We start from the raw sequence: 14462 nt of genomic DNA, 5'->3' as shown, positions 1-14462 counted from the left end.
CGATCATCCAGCTTCACGTGCATTCTGCGCTTTGGCAGCACGTGCGGCGGTCTTGTCCGGCTTTGCCTGCTGTTCTTGCCCGCCCGCTGATTCCGGGGCGGGCTGTTTCATGTCTACCGAACCGTTCAAGAGGCTGCCTTCCATAATGTTAAGCGTGGCGGCTGAAATATTGCCATGCAGCTGGCCACTGCCCGTCATGATGAGCCTGCGGTTCGCGGTGACATCACCGTATACTTTTCCGGCAATAATAACCTCCTCCGCAGTAATGCTGGAGCGAACAGTTCCCTGTTCGCCCACAGTGACTGTACCGCTGCACTCAATCTCTCCGCTGAAGGTCCCTTCAATCCGTAAATTGGTGTCGCAATGTACCTTTCCTTCCAGGGTGCCTCCGTGCCCGATCAATGAATCTGTAGACTTGATGGGTGTAGCTTTTCCTCGTTTGTTCCACATTTTATTTCCTCCCATTCCATATGGCCTGAATACACAGTTTTAAGGTTTTACATAGGTCAGCGGGTTCACCGGGCTGTTCTGTTTGACTACTTGAAAGTGAAGGTGGGGACCGGTGCTGCGACCGGTACTGCCTACCAGTCCGATTTTTTGTCCCTTGGCTACTTTCTCTCCAGGAGAGACGTTCATTCCGCTAAGATGCATATACCATGTTTCCAATCCGTTCGGGTGTTTGACGACAATATATTTACCTCTGGCGCTCTGCTGATCCACTGCGACAACTTCGCCAGAGAGGGCAGCAAAGACGGGATCTCCGGTTTTAGCCGCGATGTCGATCCCGGAATGGAAGGCAGATACACTTTTGAAAGGATCAGAGCGGTAGCCGAAATTCGAAGAGATGACTTTGGAGAGCGTCGGCCACGTTACCCCAGAATCCAGTTTTTGCTTCTGGGCCTCCACTTGTTTGGCTTGTTTCTGGGCTGCTTGGGTGCTGGCTTCTTTAGCCTGATGAATGGTATTGGAGATCCGGCCCAGCATTTCATCCAGGATACTGTGAATTTCCTCGAAATCATCCTTGGTATCCTCTATCAGCTGAAAAGGATCATTCTGGTGCACGGCGATATATTCACCGCCTACCTGTGGAGTTACCGTATCGCCAATGATGCCGCTCATGGCTCCGATCCGGAAACGGATAGCGGTGGAAGCGGGAGAGTTAGCAGGCTCCGGTACGAAAATTACAGAGGATGCTGTAGTAGTGGATGAATCCTCTTGACGAATGCCCGCTGTCTTACTGACCGAGTTGACAGTAGCCTTGGAGGCGGAGGTGAGTTCCACTGCAGCTGAGGCAGAGCTTCCTTTGCTCGCAATAGCAGCAGAGGAAGAATTCGCATTGGAAGCAACAGAATTATCGTTATTCATTCCAGAACGACTCCCTGAGGCTGCTGCGGACGGTGCACCAGCTGGCGTAGTTTTCTCTTTGTCCAGAAGAGACTGCAGTTGCTTCTCCAGTTCACTTACATTCTTTAACCGGTCCCTGATATTCTCAGCTTCCTCCGACAATTCCGAGACCTGACTGCGCAGGTGGATTAATGTCTGGTCTTTGTCCGCGACCTGCATTTCCATACGAAGATTATTCAAGGACAGCGCAGCAGCTTCTGCTTCCAGTTCGGCAATCGACTTCGATGCATGAAAATGCATGGAGGTGACCAGACTGGAGATAGATAGAGCGGCTGCAGCCGGCAGGGCCAACGCCATCGGCCTGGATAGCTGAAGCTGTCGGACCGGACGCCCGGCATCCCGGACAACGAGCAGTGTAATCCCGCTCTTATCTGGCTGACTTTTCATAGCGTCTCCTTCCTGCGGCTTTAGGCAGCCGCTCCTGTTTTGCTGCGGGCAGGCAGTGGATCGTTCCGCAGTTCTATCCGATTTGTCCTATTACTCTATGTATTCCATATCTTTCGGGAACATGACAATGGTTTGTTGAAAAAAAGAAGAGCTTTGGCCGCAGTGGCTGTGCTCTAATTACTGAGGGGGAGTCGGCTGTATGAAGGTACTTGCCATAATTCTAGTTCTCTTTATTGTTCAGCTGGCTGTAATTCTGCTGCTTGAATTTAGGCGCCCGCAGCGGGCAGTAGCCTGGATGTTCCTCACTTTTTGCTGCCCCCCGCTAGGGTTGCTTTTCTATTATGCGCTAGGGCGCGATTTTCGGAGAAAACGTTCATTGAGCCGGAAGTGCATTACCCGGCAGCCTGAAATACACGCTCATGTCTCCGGCAAAAGCCGTGTAGTCAAAAAGCTGGAGGAGTGCGGGAACCCGGAGTTCGCCCAGCAAAGAGAGCTGTTATCTCTGCTTTCTGGACTGTCCAAAAGCCCGATTACCGGCTGTAATACCACTCGGCTACTTTCCAGCACGGAAGAAGCTTACACCTCCATGCTGGAAGCGATGGAAGACGCCCGTGAGCATATTCATATGGAATTCTATATCTTTCGGGACGATGAGATTGGAGATCGGTTCCAGGATGTGATGATTCGCAAAGCCCGGCAAGGGGTTAAGGTACGCCTGTTGTGTGATGGGATGGGCAGTCATGCCCTAAGCCGCAGATATATCCAGACGCTGCGCAGAGCCGGTGTCGAGGTACATTTCTTTTTGCCGCCACTGCTCTCGCTGCTGGAAGGGCGTTTCAATTACCGCAATCACCGTAAACTCTTGATCATAGATGGATTAGTGGGGTTTACCGGCGGGATGAATGTGGGGGACGAGTATCTCGGCCGGGATCCCAAAATAGGCTACTGGCGCGACACACAGCTGCGTCTGGAGGGGGACGCCGTTTATTTTATACAATACGTCTTCTTAAAGGACTGGAAGCTGGCCTCCGGTGAAGGAGTAAGCCATCCCCGTCTGTTTCCGGTTCATGCCTGCGTGGGGGAAGAGGCAGTGAAGATTGTGCCGAGTGGACCGGATGGTCAAATGGATGCCTCGCAAGAGATGTATTTTGGAGCCCTGTGCGCTGCGAAGAGTCGGATTTGGATTTCCACGCCATACTTTATTCCTGATCCCGCCATTTGCCGGGCGCTGAAGAGTGCAGTGCTCAAAGGGGTTGATGTCAGGATTGTTATCCCGGCGAAGCCAGACAACTGGGTAGTTTATTATGCATCTTTGTCTTATTTGGAGAATCTGCAAGATGCAGGCGTGAAATTCTACCGCTATACCAAGGGGTTCATGCATGCCAAAATCATGGTAGCCGACGAATTGCTGGCTGCGGTGGGCAGCGTAAACCTTGATATGCGGAGCTTCTACTCCAATTTTGAGCTGACAGCAGTGCTGCTGGACCTTAAAGCTATATCAGCGGTTGCAGATGGATTTCAGCGGGATTTGAAGCACAGTGAGTTCATAAATCCGGAGCAATTTAGAGAGAGAGGCCGGCTTGTCAAGCTGGGCGAGGGTATTTGTCAGTTGTTATCACCACTTCTATGACAGGAAAAGTGACAAACAACAAAATTCTTGAACGTTTTTTACAGGAAGCATTCATTATGGAACGTTTATTTATGATATAATAAAGTGTACAAATCAGAAATGTAAGAGATGAACCTCATAACTTATGTTTCAAAATTATACTGTAATTGTAGGGGGAGTTCTATGAATGTGAGTCAAGAACTGTTTGCGAAAGAAGGCAGACCACAAAAGTCCGGAGCAATCAAAACGGCGAAGCTCGCGCAACGAGTTGTTATGCTGGCCATAGGGGCAGCGATGATGTCGGTTGCACTGGAGATATTCCTTGTCCCGAATCAGATGATTGACGGTGGTATTACAGGGATCTCGATCATGCTGTCGCATATCTTTGATATTCCCCTCGGTATTCTGTTGACGCTGCTTAACCTTCCATTTCTGTTGATCGGCTATAAGCAAATCGGTAAAACGTTCGCTTTGTCCACTTTATTTGCCGTAGTCCTGATGTCCATAGGAACCCAGTTGCTGCATCCTGTGAAACCTTTCACCTCGGATCCACTGCTGGCTGCCGTCTTTGGCGGTATCATTCTGGGCGTAGGCGTCGGGCTGGTTGTCCGTTATGGTGGATCGCTGGATGGTACGGAAATTGTGGCGATTCTGGTTGCCAAGAGACTACCGTTTTCTGTAGGCGAAGTTGTAATGTTCTTTAACTTGTTTATTCTATCGGGTGCAGGCTTTGTGTTCGGCTGGAATAATGCAATGTTCTCACTTATTGCCTATTATATAGCGTTCAAATTGATTGATATTACACTTGAAGGTTTGGATCAGTCGAAGTCGGTATGGATTATCAGCGAGAAATTCCGTGATATCGGAGAAGCGCTGACAGAGCGCCTTGGGCGTGGTGTTACTTATTTGGATGGAGAAGGCGGTTTCTCCGGCGAGAACAAGAAAGTGATCTTTGTTGTTATTACTCGTCTGGAAGAAGCTAAGCTGAAAGCCATTGTAGAGGATTGGGATTCTGACGCATTCGTTGCGATCGGTAATATCCATGATGTCAAGGGTGGACGCTTTAAGAAAAAATCCATCCATTAGCGAAGCTCGGGTGCGGGCTTTAACTCACTGAAAGAAGGTATATTTACGAACGATCGCTCAATAAATACGGCGGAACCATCTATATGTGCCGTATTCTTATATAGAATACCTTCTAGATTTTTTATTAAAGGCATGAGAAAAAGCGCAAGCTGAAAGGGATACTGCATCCTGGGGCTTGCGCTTTTTTGTGTTGTTATAGTGTTATTATGACGGTTGCACGGATCTCAGTGTGATTTGTTGTTCTTCGGAAAAGGACTTTTGGGTTCCAATGCCATCGGCATCTGCTCTAAAGCGAATAAGGTAATCCCCGGTAGACGGAACTCGTTTATTATGGAGTTCGAAGGCGATGTCCTGCGAAGGACCTGTTATGTTTTTAATAGTGAGGGTGTGCCCATCATTACTTAATTGATCCGAGGTTATATTTCTCCACCCGTTCACGAATATAAGATCATTTGTGTTGAATGTCAGACCTTCCATTGAAACTTCCAGGATTCCATTCGAATAAGCTTCTCCCGTAACATAGTCAAAGCGGATCAAGAATGGAAGAGATCCTGCTAAAAATGACTTGGAGGGTACGAACGCGGCTGGGTCAGGAAACCCATAATAAGTTGAAGGCAGTGTTGGTACGGCTGGACGAGCTCCTTTTTGCAAAGTAAATGTAAAGGCATGTTCAGCATCGAGTGGAGACTCTTTACCATCATCATTCGTGGAGGTAAGGATATAGCTGTATCCACTTGCATCCAGATCTCCGATATTGGCGGCAGGGAGTGATCCGTCTTCTTGGCTTAGGCCGAGAGTAACAGGAGCGCCTACATGGTCCTCTTCATCCACGATGCCGTTCTCGTTAAGATCCTCCCAGCGATAAGCCTTTACTACAGCGTCCGGTTCACTAACTGCGCCAGTCAAGCCTCTAATTTGATCCTGTTCACCCTTGTAGTTATCAATCACTTCAAATTGTGAGATATCGACCGTTGGCACATTTGATTTGATGATCTGATTCAATGTTTTGGTAGCAGTGGTTCCTGTCATCGTTCCCGTTTTGGCTATAGGCGTAACCTCAAGTGTGATATAGCTTCCAAGATCTTCATCGGTCAATTGATAATATTGATTGGTGGCTCCAGAGATAGCTGTCTTGTTAGCTTCCATGGATTCAGAACGATACCATTGATAATTCAAGGAATCAACCTCATCGTTCTCTACGTCAATATAGTCAAAATCAGCAAGGAGTCGATCTCCCACAGTAGGCTCATCTCGTGAAATAATCTGCAAATCCTGAATGGTCGGAGCTTCGTTTATGCCGGATAGATTTGATCCGCGATACTCCTCTTTCCTAAACGCATATGACGCATCTTCGCCTCCGAAATAAAGAACAGCATCTGGTCCCGTCACATCTGAGACAATTTTAAAGCTAAATAAATCAACGACCGATGCCTTGGCGTTCACATGACCTTCTGCCAAAGCCGCATTTAAGACGCGCACAAAATCTCTCATATCCTCATAGTTTTGATCTGCTGTGATCGTAGCTGTATTAACACCATCGCTAACTGTAAATGTTTTTGGCTGTTCCGTGAAGTTGCTATTGTAGATTCTTTTACTAAGTGCAAACGCAGACGATGTCTCGTAGACCGGAGTCGGCGTTGGAGTCGGTGTCGGCGTTGGAGTCGATGTCGGTGTCGGCGTTGGAGTCGGTGTTGGTGTTGGTGTTGGTGTTGGTATTGGTGTCGGCGTTGGTGTTGGCGCCGGTGTTGGAGTCGGAGTCGATGTTGGAGTTGGCGTCAGCGTCGGCTCAGGTGCCGCCGGCGTTGGCGAAGTCCAATTGCTGCTGTTAGTGCTTGTGGTAGTAGGTGTAGATTGTGGAACGACCACCCCTAATACCGGTTCCGGTGTTGCTGGCTGGCTCGGGTTCTCGGCATCCTGTTTAGATTTTTCGACCAGGAATTTAGAAGCCACTAGAGCAACTTCCTGACGAAGTGCGCTGCTCTTCGGCCGGAAGGAACCGTCAGGGTTACCTCTCATTAAGTTTAATTCCAGTGCAGCGGCGACGGAATCCTTAGCCCAAGCAGAGATGGAAGATGTGTCACTGAAGGTTAAGTCTTTGCCTTTTCCCGTGATGTCAACAGCTAAGGCATTCATAAAAATAACAGCCATTTGTTCACGGGTCAGCGTATTCGCTGCCCCAAATAGTTCCCCACCTATGCCTTTCACGAGTCCTGCCTTTACAGCAGCTTCCACAGCATTGAAAGCGTATGAATTATTTGGTACATCACTAAACGTAGCTAAGGCAGGTGGGGAAGTCAGATCAAGATTCAGCGTTTTCGCCAGAATAATGGCGAAGTCTTGTCTGGAAATCAAGCCAGCCGGGTTAAATTTGCTATCCGTTGTTCCATTTATAATCCCTTTGTCCACTAATTCTAAGATGGCATCTTTCGCGTAAGAATTAGAGATATCAGTAAACGATGCCGAAGCAAATGCGTGAGGTACTAAAGTACCAAGCAGCACAGTGGTAGATAACATAGCTATTGATTTCTTCTTTAACGATTGTTTCTTACTCATAGCCTTCTTTCCCCCTTAAAATTGCTACATGCGACAATTCCCTCGAAAAGTCGACAATATTTGCACGGCTAATTGTACAACTCGCTGCTGAACGTATTCTGGACAATCCCTAGTAGGAAACTTATTTTTGCCCTGAAAATGAAATGCAAAAAAGCCCCCATTTTTAAGGAGGGCTTCTTGATTTTTATGCTTTTTAGGAAAGCTGCCGTACAATGACTTCAACCGGCTGTGGGGGCACGCTGGCAATCAAGTCACCCGTCTGGGTAAGGCGTTCTTCAATGTTGAGCAGATGATAATCGGTAACAGAAACGTCTCGTTCAACTTCTTCCCAGGTCAGAGGTGTTGAGACGGTTGCGAGCGGACGAGCTCTGGGGGTATAGGGCGCTGATAGGGTTTTTCCGCTGTAATGTTGAAGATAGTCAAAATAAATCCGATCTCCACGATGCTTTTTCAGCCGTTCCAGTGTGAACAGCTCCGGGTGCTTTTCGGTCACAAAACGTCCGACAAAATGGCCTACCGTTCGAAGATCGTCAAAGGTCACGCCCGGGTTAATCGGAACGATAATCTGAACGCCGGTTGCCCCGGAAGTTTTGGGAACTGAGGTGAGGCCAAGGGATTTCAGCACCTTACCTACAATCGAAGCTGCTTCCATAATGCGCGGCTCCTCTTCGCGGGAAGGGTCCAAATCAATCATCCATTCACAGGGCAACGTGCTGCCCGCAAGGTGTAAGGACGGATGAAACTCCAGCGCTGCGAGATTGCCGAGCCAGAGCAGTTCAGGCAAGCCCTGCAAGGTAATATAAGTAATGTCGTCGTGGTTGAAGGTCCGGACGAATGGCGGGAGTGGCTCAGGCGCGTTCTTTTGATAAAAAGACATGCCGGTTACGCCATGCGGATAGCGGATAACGGTCAGCAGCCGGTCCCGGCAGTAACGGAGCAGATAGGGAGAGAGCGCGGCAAGCTTTTGCAGATACTGCTTCTTGGTGATGCCGACCTCAGGCCACAGCGGCTTGTCGGGATTAGTGATGATGATCTCCTGCCCGTCTACTGTGATGGAGCCTTTGACTGCAGTGGGCATGCTGGACCCTCCTTAGGCTTTATTTCCCCGCTGACTTAACAGGCAATCCTGTGGTGGAATATCCACCTGGGCCTGAATGACAGGCTGGCGGAGTGTTCCTGACGTATTCCACTCTAGAAAATGGATCTTGAAGCAAAGCTGCGGCATGATCCAGAAGGCAGTTTTGCTCCGCTGGGGCAGCGCGGCAAAAGGCATGGTTGGAGCTGCCGATTCATGGGCATACCGGGTAAGCTCCCGCCAATCCTGTACGGTCAGCTTGCCTGCACCAGCATGGCCAATATAATGCAGTTTGCTCTCATCGTCATACAGGCCGAGCAGCAGCGCGTTGACCATCCCGTCACGGAAGGTCACACCTCCGGCAACCGCAACAAGATCCTGAATGATTTTGCGCTTTTGCCAGCGCTTGTCCTTGCCACTCAAGGCGTAGGTACTGTCGATGTCCTTACAGACTATGCCCTCCAGCCCGCCCTTTTGGGCAGCACTGAACAGTTCTGCCGGATTGGTATAACTGGGAACACTCTGTACATGTGGATGAGGCAGCAGCATGTCAGCCAAAAGCTGCTGCCTCTTATGCAACGGCTGGTCGAGCAGCCACAAGCCATTGCAGTACAGGATGTCAAAGACCATATACATGATTGGCACCTGCCGTTTTACAGCTTGGATTGTGCCTTCTGTCCGCAGACTGTCCCGCCGCATGACCTCGTGAAAAGAAGGCTTGCCGCCGCTGAGGGCGATAATCTCGCCATCCAGAATGACTGAATTTGCTTTACAATAAGCAGCAGCATCCGCAAGCTCGGGATACTGGAGCGTGCGGCGGTTCCCACGCCTGTTAACCAGTTCGGTGCTATTCCCGTCATAATAGGACAGCATGCGAACGCCATCCCATTTGATTTGGGCAATCCACTGGTTACCCTGCGGAAGCTGATCGGCTAGTATGGGCTCGAAGGGGATCACAGGCTTCAGCTTCATCTGCCGGTCCTCTAAGAAATCGTTTCTTTAGACTTAGCGCTGCGGCGCTTAGTCTTAGTCGGTGCGATGACCGGGATGGGGCCGACCTTCGGAGCTCCGGCCGTTGCGGCTGTTGCAGAAGGAGAATTTTCAACAGATGGTGTGGCACCGGCTGGAGGCGTAGCCATAGGGGAAGTCCCGACGGATGAAGCAGCTCCGGCCAGAGGCGTAACCGCAGGTTCCGCCGCTGAGGTCTTTGCCGTTTTTCTTTTACCCGTACCGGCAGTCTTCGTTTTCTTGGTGCCGGACAAGGAGGGTCCAGGATCTGTAGGAACATGCTGAACAGCCTCGATACTGGCCTGGAGTGCGGCCATCAGGTCGATTACATTGCTCTCTTGCTTGGTAGGTGCAATATGAAACTCCTCACCCGCAATCTTGTGCGAGATGAGATCCTGCATTCGCTGGCGATAATCGTCCGTATATTTGGACGGGTCGAACGGCGTGGACAGCTGGGAGATCAGCAGCTTGGCCATTTCCAGTTCCTTGTCGTTCACGGCACCGGCACCCGGCAAATTGGGAACTTGAGAAGCCGGACGTACCTCGTCAGGGTAAAAAATCGTCTCAATAGCAATGCATTCCTCCAGCACCCGAATCGCTGCCAAGCTGCTCTTGGAGCGAATGGAGATTTTGGCGATGCCGATTTTGCCCGTCTGCCGCATAGCTTCCATCAATAGCCGGTAAGCGTTGCCTCCAGCCTGATCGGGAGAGAGGTAGTATGTTTTTTGAAAATAAATCGGGTCAATCTCCGTCAAATCGACGAAATCGAGAATGGTAATGTTCTTACTGCTTTCTTCGTTCAATTGCTCAAGCTCTTCCTTATCGAAGGTGACAAACTTACCTTTCTCATATTCGTAACCCTTGCCGATCTCCTCCCAGGCGACCTCCTTGTCGCAGACCGGGCATTTGCGCACATATGACAGCGGGCTGCCGCATTCTTTATGAATGTAACGCAGCGAGATGTCTTTATCCTCCGTAGCGGAGAACATTTTGACCGGAACATGTACAAGTCCGAAGCTGATGGCTCCTTTCCAAACGGTATGCATGATATCGCCTCCTGAACAATTATCTTGCTGCTTTTAATGTTATAAGAGCATAAGGGCATGGATTTGCTTTGGCTTAGTATTAGGCTGGATGCGTTTTTCTAGCCGGATGCATTTTTTGTGAACCATGGGAAAAAATAAGGTCAGGCAAGCGGCTGTAATTCAGCAATTAGCGTGCTGATATGACGTACGGCGGAGGGGAAAAGATGGGCAAATCTTGGAACGAGTGGAGCGACAGCTTGAGTGAGCAGGACATTCCTGCAGAGGTAGTCGACTGGAATGCCGTCACGTCGAACACGCCAGAGAATGAGGATAGCGCGGATGCGGACAAGTTGGATGCAGAGCAGACCATTGGCGAAGTCCCGCCGACCACGAAACAAAAGGATAAAGCGTAAATGATCCAATTTCACAAGGGAGGAGGACATGACATGGATGTACAACGGGCTAAGGATATTTATGCTTCGAAGGAAATGATTTCGGTTCATCTGGACGGCGAGCCGGTCTGGATTGAGCATGTGGATGCCGAGAACGGCATGGCTACCGTGCAGGTGGGGTCACGTCCGACCAATACGCATACCGTTGGCGTGGAACGACTGGAAGAGAAGCGTTAAGGAATTAGTTATACAAGGAACGTCGTAATAATGAGAGCGGGATAAAGAACTTTGTAATAAAGAACTTTGTAATAAAGAACTGCGTTGTAAAGAACTACATGGTGAAGAATTACGTGGTGAAGAACTACCCAGTAAAGAACAGTATCTTGCTGTCTAACGGCTTGATCTGCTCCAGGCCTTTTGCCCCTTTTGTGGGCAAGGGCCTTTTTGTAAATATATGAATTTATATGTTTTACGCTTTAAATTATCCTTATATTTCTCGCTGAAACGGATACCGTCCCTTAAAGGACGGCAAAGCCGTTTCTACTTACGAATCTCAAAAATGACACCGTTGTTGCGGTAAAACAATCATACCGATATAATTAATTGTATTGTACTTCGACAGATTTCTTGGGTAATCTGACGATTACGGACTTATTCAAAGGTGGTATTGAAGTTGGACAATAATGTCGAATCGGTGCTCAAATACCATTCCTGCAGCCTGGAGGATACAGAGAGGCTTGCTGCTGCTCTGGCGGCTGCATCGGTACCTGGTACCGTAATCGGACTGGACGGCGATCTGGGAGCTGGAAAGACCGCTTTTTCCCAACGCTTTGCCCGTCATCTGGGCGTAGAGGGCATCGTCAACAGCCCTACATTTACAATCATCAAGGAGTATGCGGGGCGTTTGCCGCTGTACCACATGGATGTATACCGGATTTCGGTTCAGGAAGCGGACGAGCTGGGTCTGGATGAATATTTCTACGGGCAGGGAGTTTGCCTCGTGGAGTGGAGCAGTATCATCGCCGAGCTGATGCCTCCGCGGCATTTGCATATATACATGGAGACGGTTGGCCCGGACGAACGTATCATCACGGTAACGGGAACCGGCGCGCCTTATGATGAATGGTGCCGGACTCTGGAACAGAACGGGGTTAAGAAGAATGACGAATGAAAATGTAAAGCCGCGCAAGCGGTTTTTGGCGCTTGATACATCGACGGCCACACTGGGGGTTGCCGTCACAGAAGGAGGTGCCGTGCTGCATGAGATTAACGCATCCGGCGAACGGAATCATTCCGTTCACCTGCTGCCGATTATTCAGCAGGCGCTGGCGGCATCGGGAACGGACCCTGCCAGCCTGGCTGGTATATCGGTTGGCATTGGGCCGGGTTCCTATACCGGAACGCGTATAGCCGTGACCGCTGCCAAGACACTGGCCTGGGCTTGGAAACTGCCCGTGGCCGGTGTGTCCAGCCTGCATGCCTTGGCATGGGGCGGCTGGAAGGCCGGTCTCGCCGGGGAGGCTGCGGCGAACCGGCAGGATAACGCCGGCAGCGATGCCGATGCCGGCGTTCCAGCGGAGTCCGGGGCCGGTACCTATGGCCCGGACTGGATCATCCCGCTGCTGGATGCCCGTCGCGGGCAAGCCTATACGGCGCTGTTCGCAGCTGCTGACAGCGGTGCGCCGGTTCGCCTGGAGCCGGACGCCATCCGCCTGATGGCGGATTGGGTGCAGCAACTCGGCGAACGGCTGGAAGAGGCTGCTGCGTCAGGCACCAAACCGCGCAGGCTCTGGTTTGTCGGCGAGACGGCGCTGCATGCCAGCGAAGAATCGCTGCGGCCGCTGCAAGGGGCCGCGGGCTTAGAGGCGGTGCCTTATGAATTGGAAGGACGCTGGGCAGGACTGCTCGGCGAAGCAAGACTGATGCAGGGAGAGAGCGACGACCTGCACAGCATCATACCTAACTATACCCAGCTTTCGGAAGCGGAAGCCAATCTGCGGTTAAGCAGAGAAGGGAGCATAAATAAACGATGACGGAAGCGGAGTCAGTAAGAGGGCAGGGAGACGGTCTTGTTTTTCGCCTGATGAAGGTGGAGGATATTCCCGATATTCTGGTTATCGAACGGGAAGCCTTCACTATGCCGTGGACGGAGGAAGCCTTCCGCAACGAGCTGACACACAATCATTTTGCCAAATATATGGTGATGGAGCTGGCCGGTCATATTATCGGTTATGCTGGAATGTGGGCAATCGTGGATGAGGCCCATGTGACGAACATCGCCCTGCTGGAGGCCTATAGGGGCCGCAAATGGGGAGAACGCCTGCTGGACGAGCTGATGAGAACGGCAGCTTTTTTAGGCATGCAGTCCATCACGCTTGAGGTCAGGGTAACCAATGAAATTGCCCAGAATTTGTACCGCAAAAAAGGCTTCCGCTCGGCGGGTACCCGTAAAGGTTATTACTCCGATAACCGTGAGGATGCGCTCATTATGTGGGCCGACTTGCCGGCTTACGAGGAGCGAAGCATTTTGGAAGGAAGCGTGGACCATAAATGAAGACTGAAACGGGTGCAATTCAGCCTGTGATTATATTGGCAATTGAGACAAGCTGTGATGAAACCTCAGTGGCTGTGGTTAAGGACGGCAATGAGGTGTTGTCCAACATCATCTCTAGCCAGATCGAGACGCACCGTGCCTTCGGCGGGGTAGTCCCTGAAGTTGCTTCGCGCAAACATGTGGAAGTAATGACGCTCGTCATTGAAGAGGCAATGTCGGCTGCTAACGTAACACCTGAGGACTTAACAGCCATCGCTGTAACGCAAGGCCCGGGTCTGGTGGGGGCGCTTCTGGTAGGTGTAGTAGCTGCCAAAAGCCTGACGCTTGCCTGGAACAAGCCGCTGATCGGCACACATCATATCGCTGGGCATATCTATGCCAACCGCCTCGTTGCTGAACTGCAGTATCCCTGCATGACACTGGTGGTTTCTGGCGGACATACTGAGCTGGTCCATATGGAGCAGGAAGGTCGCTTTAACATTATTGGCCGCACTCGTGATGATGCGGTGGGCGAAGCCTACGACAAAGTCGCACGTGCACTAGGGTTCCCGTATCCAGGGGGGCCTCATGTGGATCGTTTGGCTCGGGAAGCCGAAGAAGTCGTGCCGCTGCCTAGAGTGTGGCTGGAGCCGGATTCTTATGATTTCAGCTTCAGCGGATTGAAATCTGCTGTGCTGAATGTAGTCAACCAGAGCAAGATGAAAGGTCTGACACCGAATGTGGCCGGAATTGCTCGGGGCTTTCAGGAGTCGGTTGTAGAGGTGCTGGTCGAGAAAGCCGTTCGGGCTGTCCGGGCACACAGTGCCAAACAATTGCTGCTCTGTGGTGGTGTGGCTGCCAATAAAGGCTTGCGTGAAGCGCTGACGGCCCGCTGCGAGAAAGAAGGCATCGAGCTAATTGTGCCTCCGCCGGTTTATTGCACGGACAATGCGGCCATGATCGGTGCGGCTGCCTATGTAAAATGGAAACATGAGGGTGGCATTCCTCTCGATATGGTGGCTGACCCTGGATTTTCGCTGGAAAAATGGTCCGTTCCCGCCTATTGACTTCAGTTCCTTGTCTGGGTATAATCAGTTCAATTATAAATTGACGCAAACGCAATGAATGGAAGCAGTAAGGTAACTCCGGGTTAAGAGAGCTGCGGGATGGTGCAACGCAGTCGAAGGAGACCTGAACTCGTCCGGGAGCGGAGCGGTGGAACAAAGGAAACCCTAGAATAGGGATTGACTGGCAGTGCACGCCAGGCCTTTCATACATCGTTACGGTTAACCTCCGTGAGAGGGTGGTCAAACAAAGGAAAGGACAGCATGTCCGGTTGATTTGTTTGGCTGTTAAGCGGATATTCCAGTGTCGGTGCAGATCAGCCGGT

14 protein-coding genes are annotated in these 14462 nt (G+C 50.7%); 8 read left to right on the top strand and 6 right to left on the bottom strand.

The features are described from left to right. Positions 1-3: 3 nt before the first annotated feature. On the bottom strand, positions 4-450 hold the full coding sequence (locus ACFVU8_RS25260; RefSeq protein ID WP_387431021.1) for a bactofilin family protein: 447 nt from the start codon (positions 448-450) through the stop codon (positions 4-6). A gap of 39 nt (positions 451-489) precedes the next feature. Continuing rightward, positions 490-1791 carry a M23 family metallopeptidase gene (locus ACFVU8_RS25255; RefSeq protein WP_387431019.1) on the bottom strand — a complete coding sequence of 434 codons (1302 nt, stop codon included), beginning with the start codon at positions 1789-1791 and terminating at the stop codon, positions 490-492. Between the two features lie 199 nt (positions 1792-1990). On the opposite strand from ACFVU8_RS25255, the gene cls reads away from it, so the two are divergent. Beyond that, on the top strand, positions 1991-3421 hold the full coding sequence (cls, locus tag ACFVU8_RS25250) for a cardiolipin synthase (RefSeq protein ID WP_387431017.1): 1431 nt from the start codon (positions 1991-1993) through the stop codon (positions 3419-3421). A gap of 162 nt (positions 3422-3583) precedes the next feature. After that, complete coding sequence (locus tag ACFVU8_RS25245; protein ID WP_379467240.1) at positions 3584-4486, top strand: YitT family protein; 903 nt, start codon at positions 3584-3586, stop codon at positions 4484-4486. Between the two features lie 204 nt (positions 4487-4690). Here the strand turns inward: ACFVU8_RS25245 and ACFVU8_RS25240 are convergent, their stop codons facing one another. From ACFVU8_RS25240 to ku, 4 genes are all read right to left on the bottom strand, one after another. After that, positions 4691-7039: an S-layer homology domain-containing protein gene (locus tag ACFVU8_RS25240; protein ID WP_387431014.1), complete on the bottom strand. Its 2349-nt coding sequence runs from the start codon at positions 7037-7039 to the stop codon at positions 4691-4693. Between the two features lie 193 nt (positions 7040-7232). Beyond that, positions 7233-8117 (bottom strand): non-homologous end-joining DNA ligase, encoded by an 885-nt coding sequence (ligD, locus tag ACFVU8_RS25235; protein WP_387431012.1) that lies wholly within the window; start codon positions 8115-8117, stop codon positions 7233-7235. Positions 8118-8129: 12 nt separating this feature from the next. After that, positions 8130-9086 carry an ATP-dependent DNA ligase gene (locus ACFVU8_RS25230; protein ID WP_387431009.1) on the bottom strand — a complete coding sequence of 319 codons (957 nt, stop codon included), beginning with the start codon at positions 9084-9086 and terminating at the stop codon, positions 8130-8132. Positions 9087-9097: 11 nt separating this feature from the next. After that, entirely contained in the window at positions 9098-10168 is a 1071-nt protein-coding gene (gene ku, locus ACFVU8_RS25225; protein WP_387431007.1) for a non-homologous end joining protein Ku, read from the bottom strand. Between the two features lie 203 nt (positions 10169-10371). Here ku and ACFVU8_RS25220 point away from each other — a divergent pair, with 203 nt between their 5' ends. The 6 genes from ACFVU8_RS25220 (at position 10372) to tsaD (ending at position 14139) form a co-directional block, all read left to right on the top strand. Beyond that, positions 10372-10560 (top strand): hypothetical protein, encoded by a 189-nt coding sequence (locus ACFVU8_RS25220; protein WP_387431005.1) that lies wholly within the window; start codon positions 10372-10374, stop codon positions 10558-10560. 33 nt (positions 10561-10593) lie between these two features. Further along, complete coding sequence (locus ACFVU8_RS25215) at positions 10594-10776, top strand: H-type small acid-soluble spore protein (protein WP_066377425.1); 183 nt, start codon at positions 10594-10596, stop codon at positions 10774-10776. Between the two features lie 436 nt (positions 10777-11212). Continuing rightward, the gene (tsaE, locus tag ACFVU8_RS25210; protein WP_379467233.1) at positions 11213-11710 is read left to right on the top strand and encodes a tRNA (adenosine(37)-N6)-threonylcarbamoyltransferase complex ATPase subunit type 1 TsaE; all 498 of its coding nucleotides are present in this window, start codon (positions 11213-11215) and stop codon (positions 11708-11710) included. Next, the gene (tsaB, locus tag ACFVU8_RS25205; protein WP_387431003.1) at positions 11700-12572 is read left to right on the top strand and encodes a tRNA (adenosine(37)-N6)-threonylcarbamoyltransferase complex dimerization subunit type 1 TsaB; all 873 of its coding nucleotides are present in this window, start codon (positions 11700-11702) and stop codon (positions 12570-12572) included. Before tsaE ends, tsaB begins: the two co-directional genes overlap by 11 nt. Beyond that, the gene (gene rimI / locus ACFVU8_RS25200; RefSeq protein ID WP_066377428.1) at positions 12569-13093 is read left to right on the top strand and encodes a ribosomal protein S18-alanine N-acetyltransferase; all 525 of its coding nucleotides are present in this window, start codon (positions 12569-12571) and stop codon (positions 13091-13093) included. The genes tsaB and rimI overlap by 4 nt, the downstream gene beginning before the upstream one ends. Further along, the gene (tsaD, locus tag ACFVU8_RS25195) at positions 13090-14139 is read left to right on the top strand and encodes a tRNA (adenosine(37)-N6)-threonylcarbamoyltransferase complex transferase subunit TsaD (protein WP_387431002.1); all 1050 of its coding nucleotides are present in this window, start codon (positions 13090-13092) and stop codon (positions 14137-14139) included. Before rimI ends, tsaD begins: the two co-directional genes overlap by 4 nt. Positions 14140-14462 lie beyond the last annotated feature (323 nt).

The sequence above is a fragment of the Paenibacillus sp. NPDC058177 genome, assembly GCF_042883835.1.
Classification (GTDB): domain Bacteria; phylum Bacillota; class Bacilli; order Paenibacillales; family Paenibacillaceae; genus Paenibacillus_AQ; species Paenibacillus_AQ agri.
This window is presented reverse-complemented; position numbering and strand designations above follow the sequence as displayed.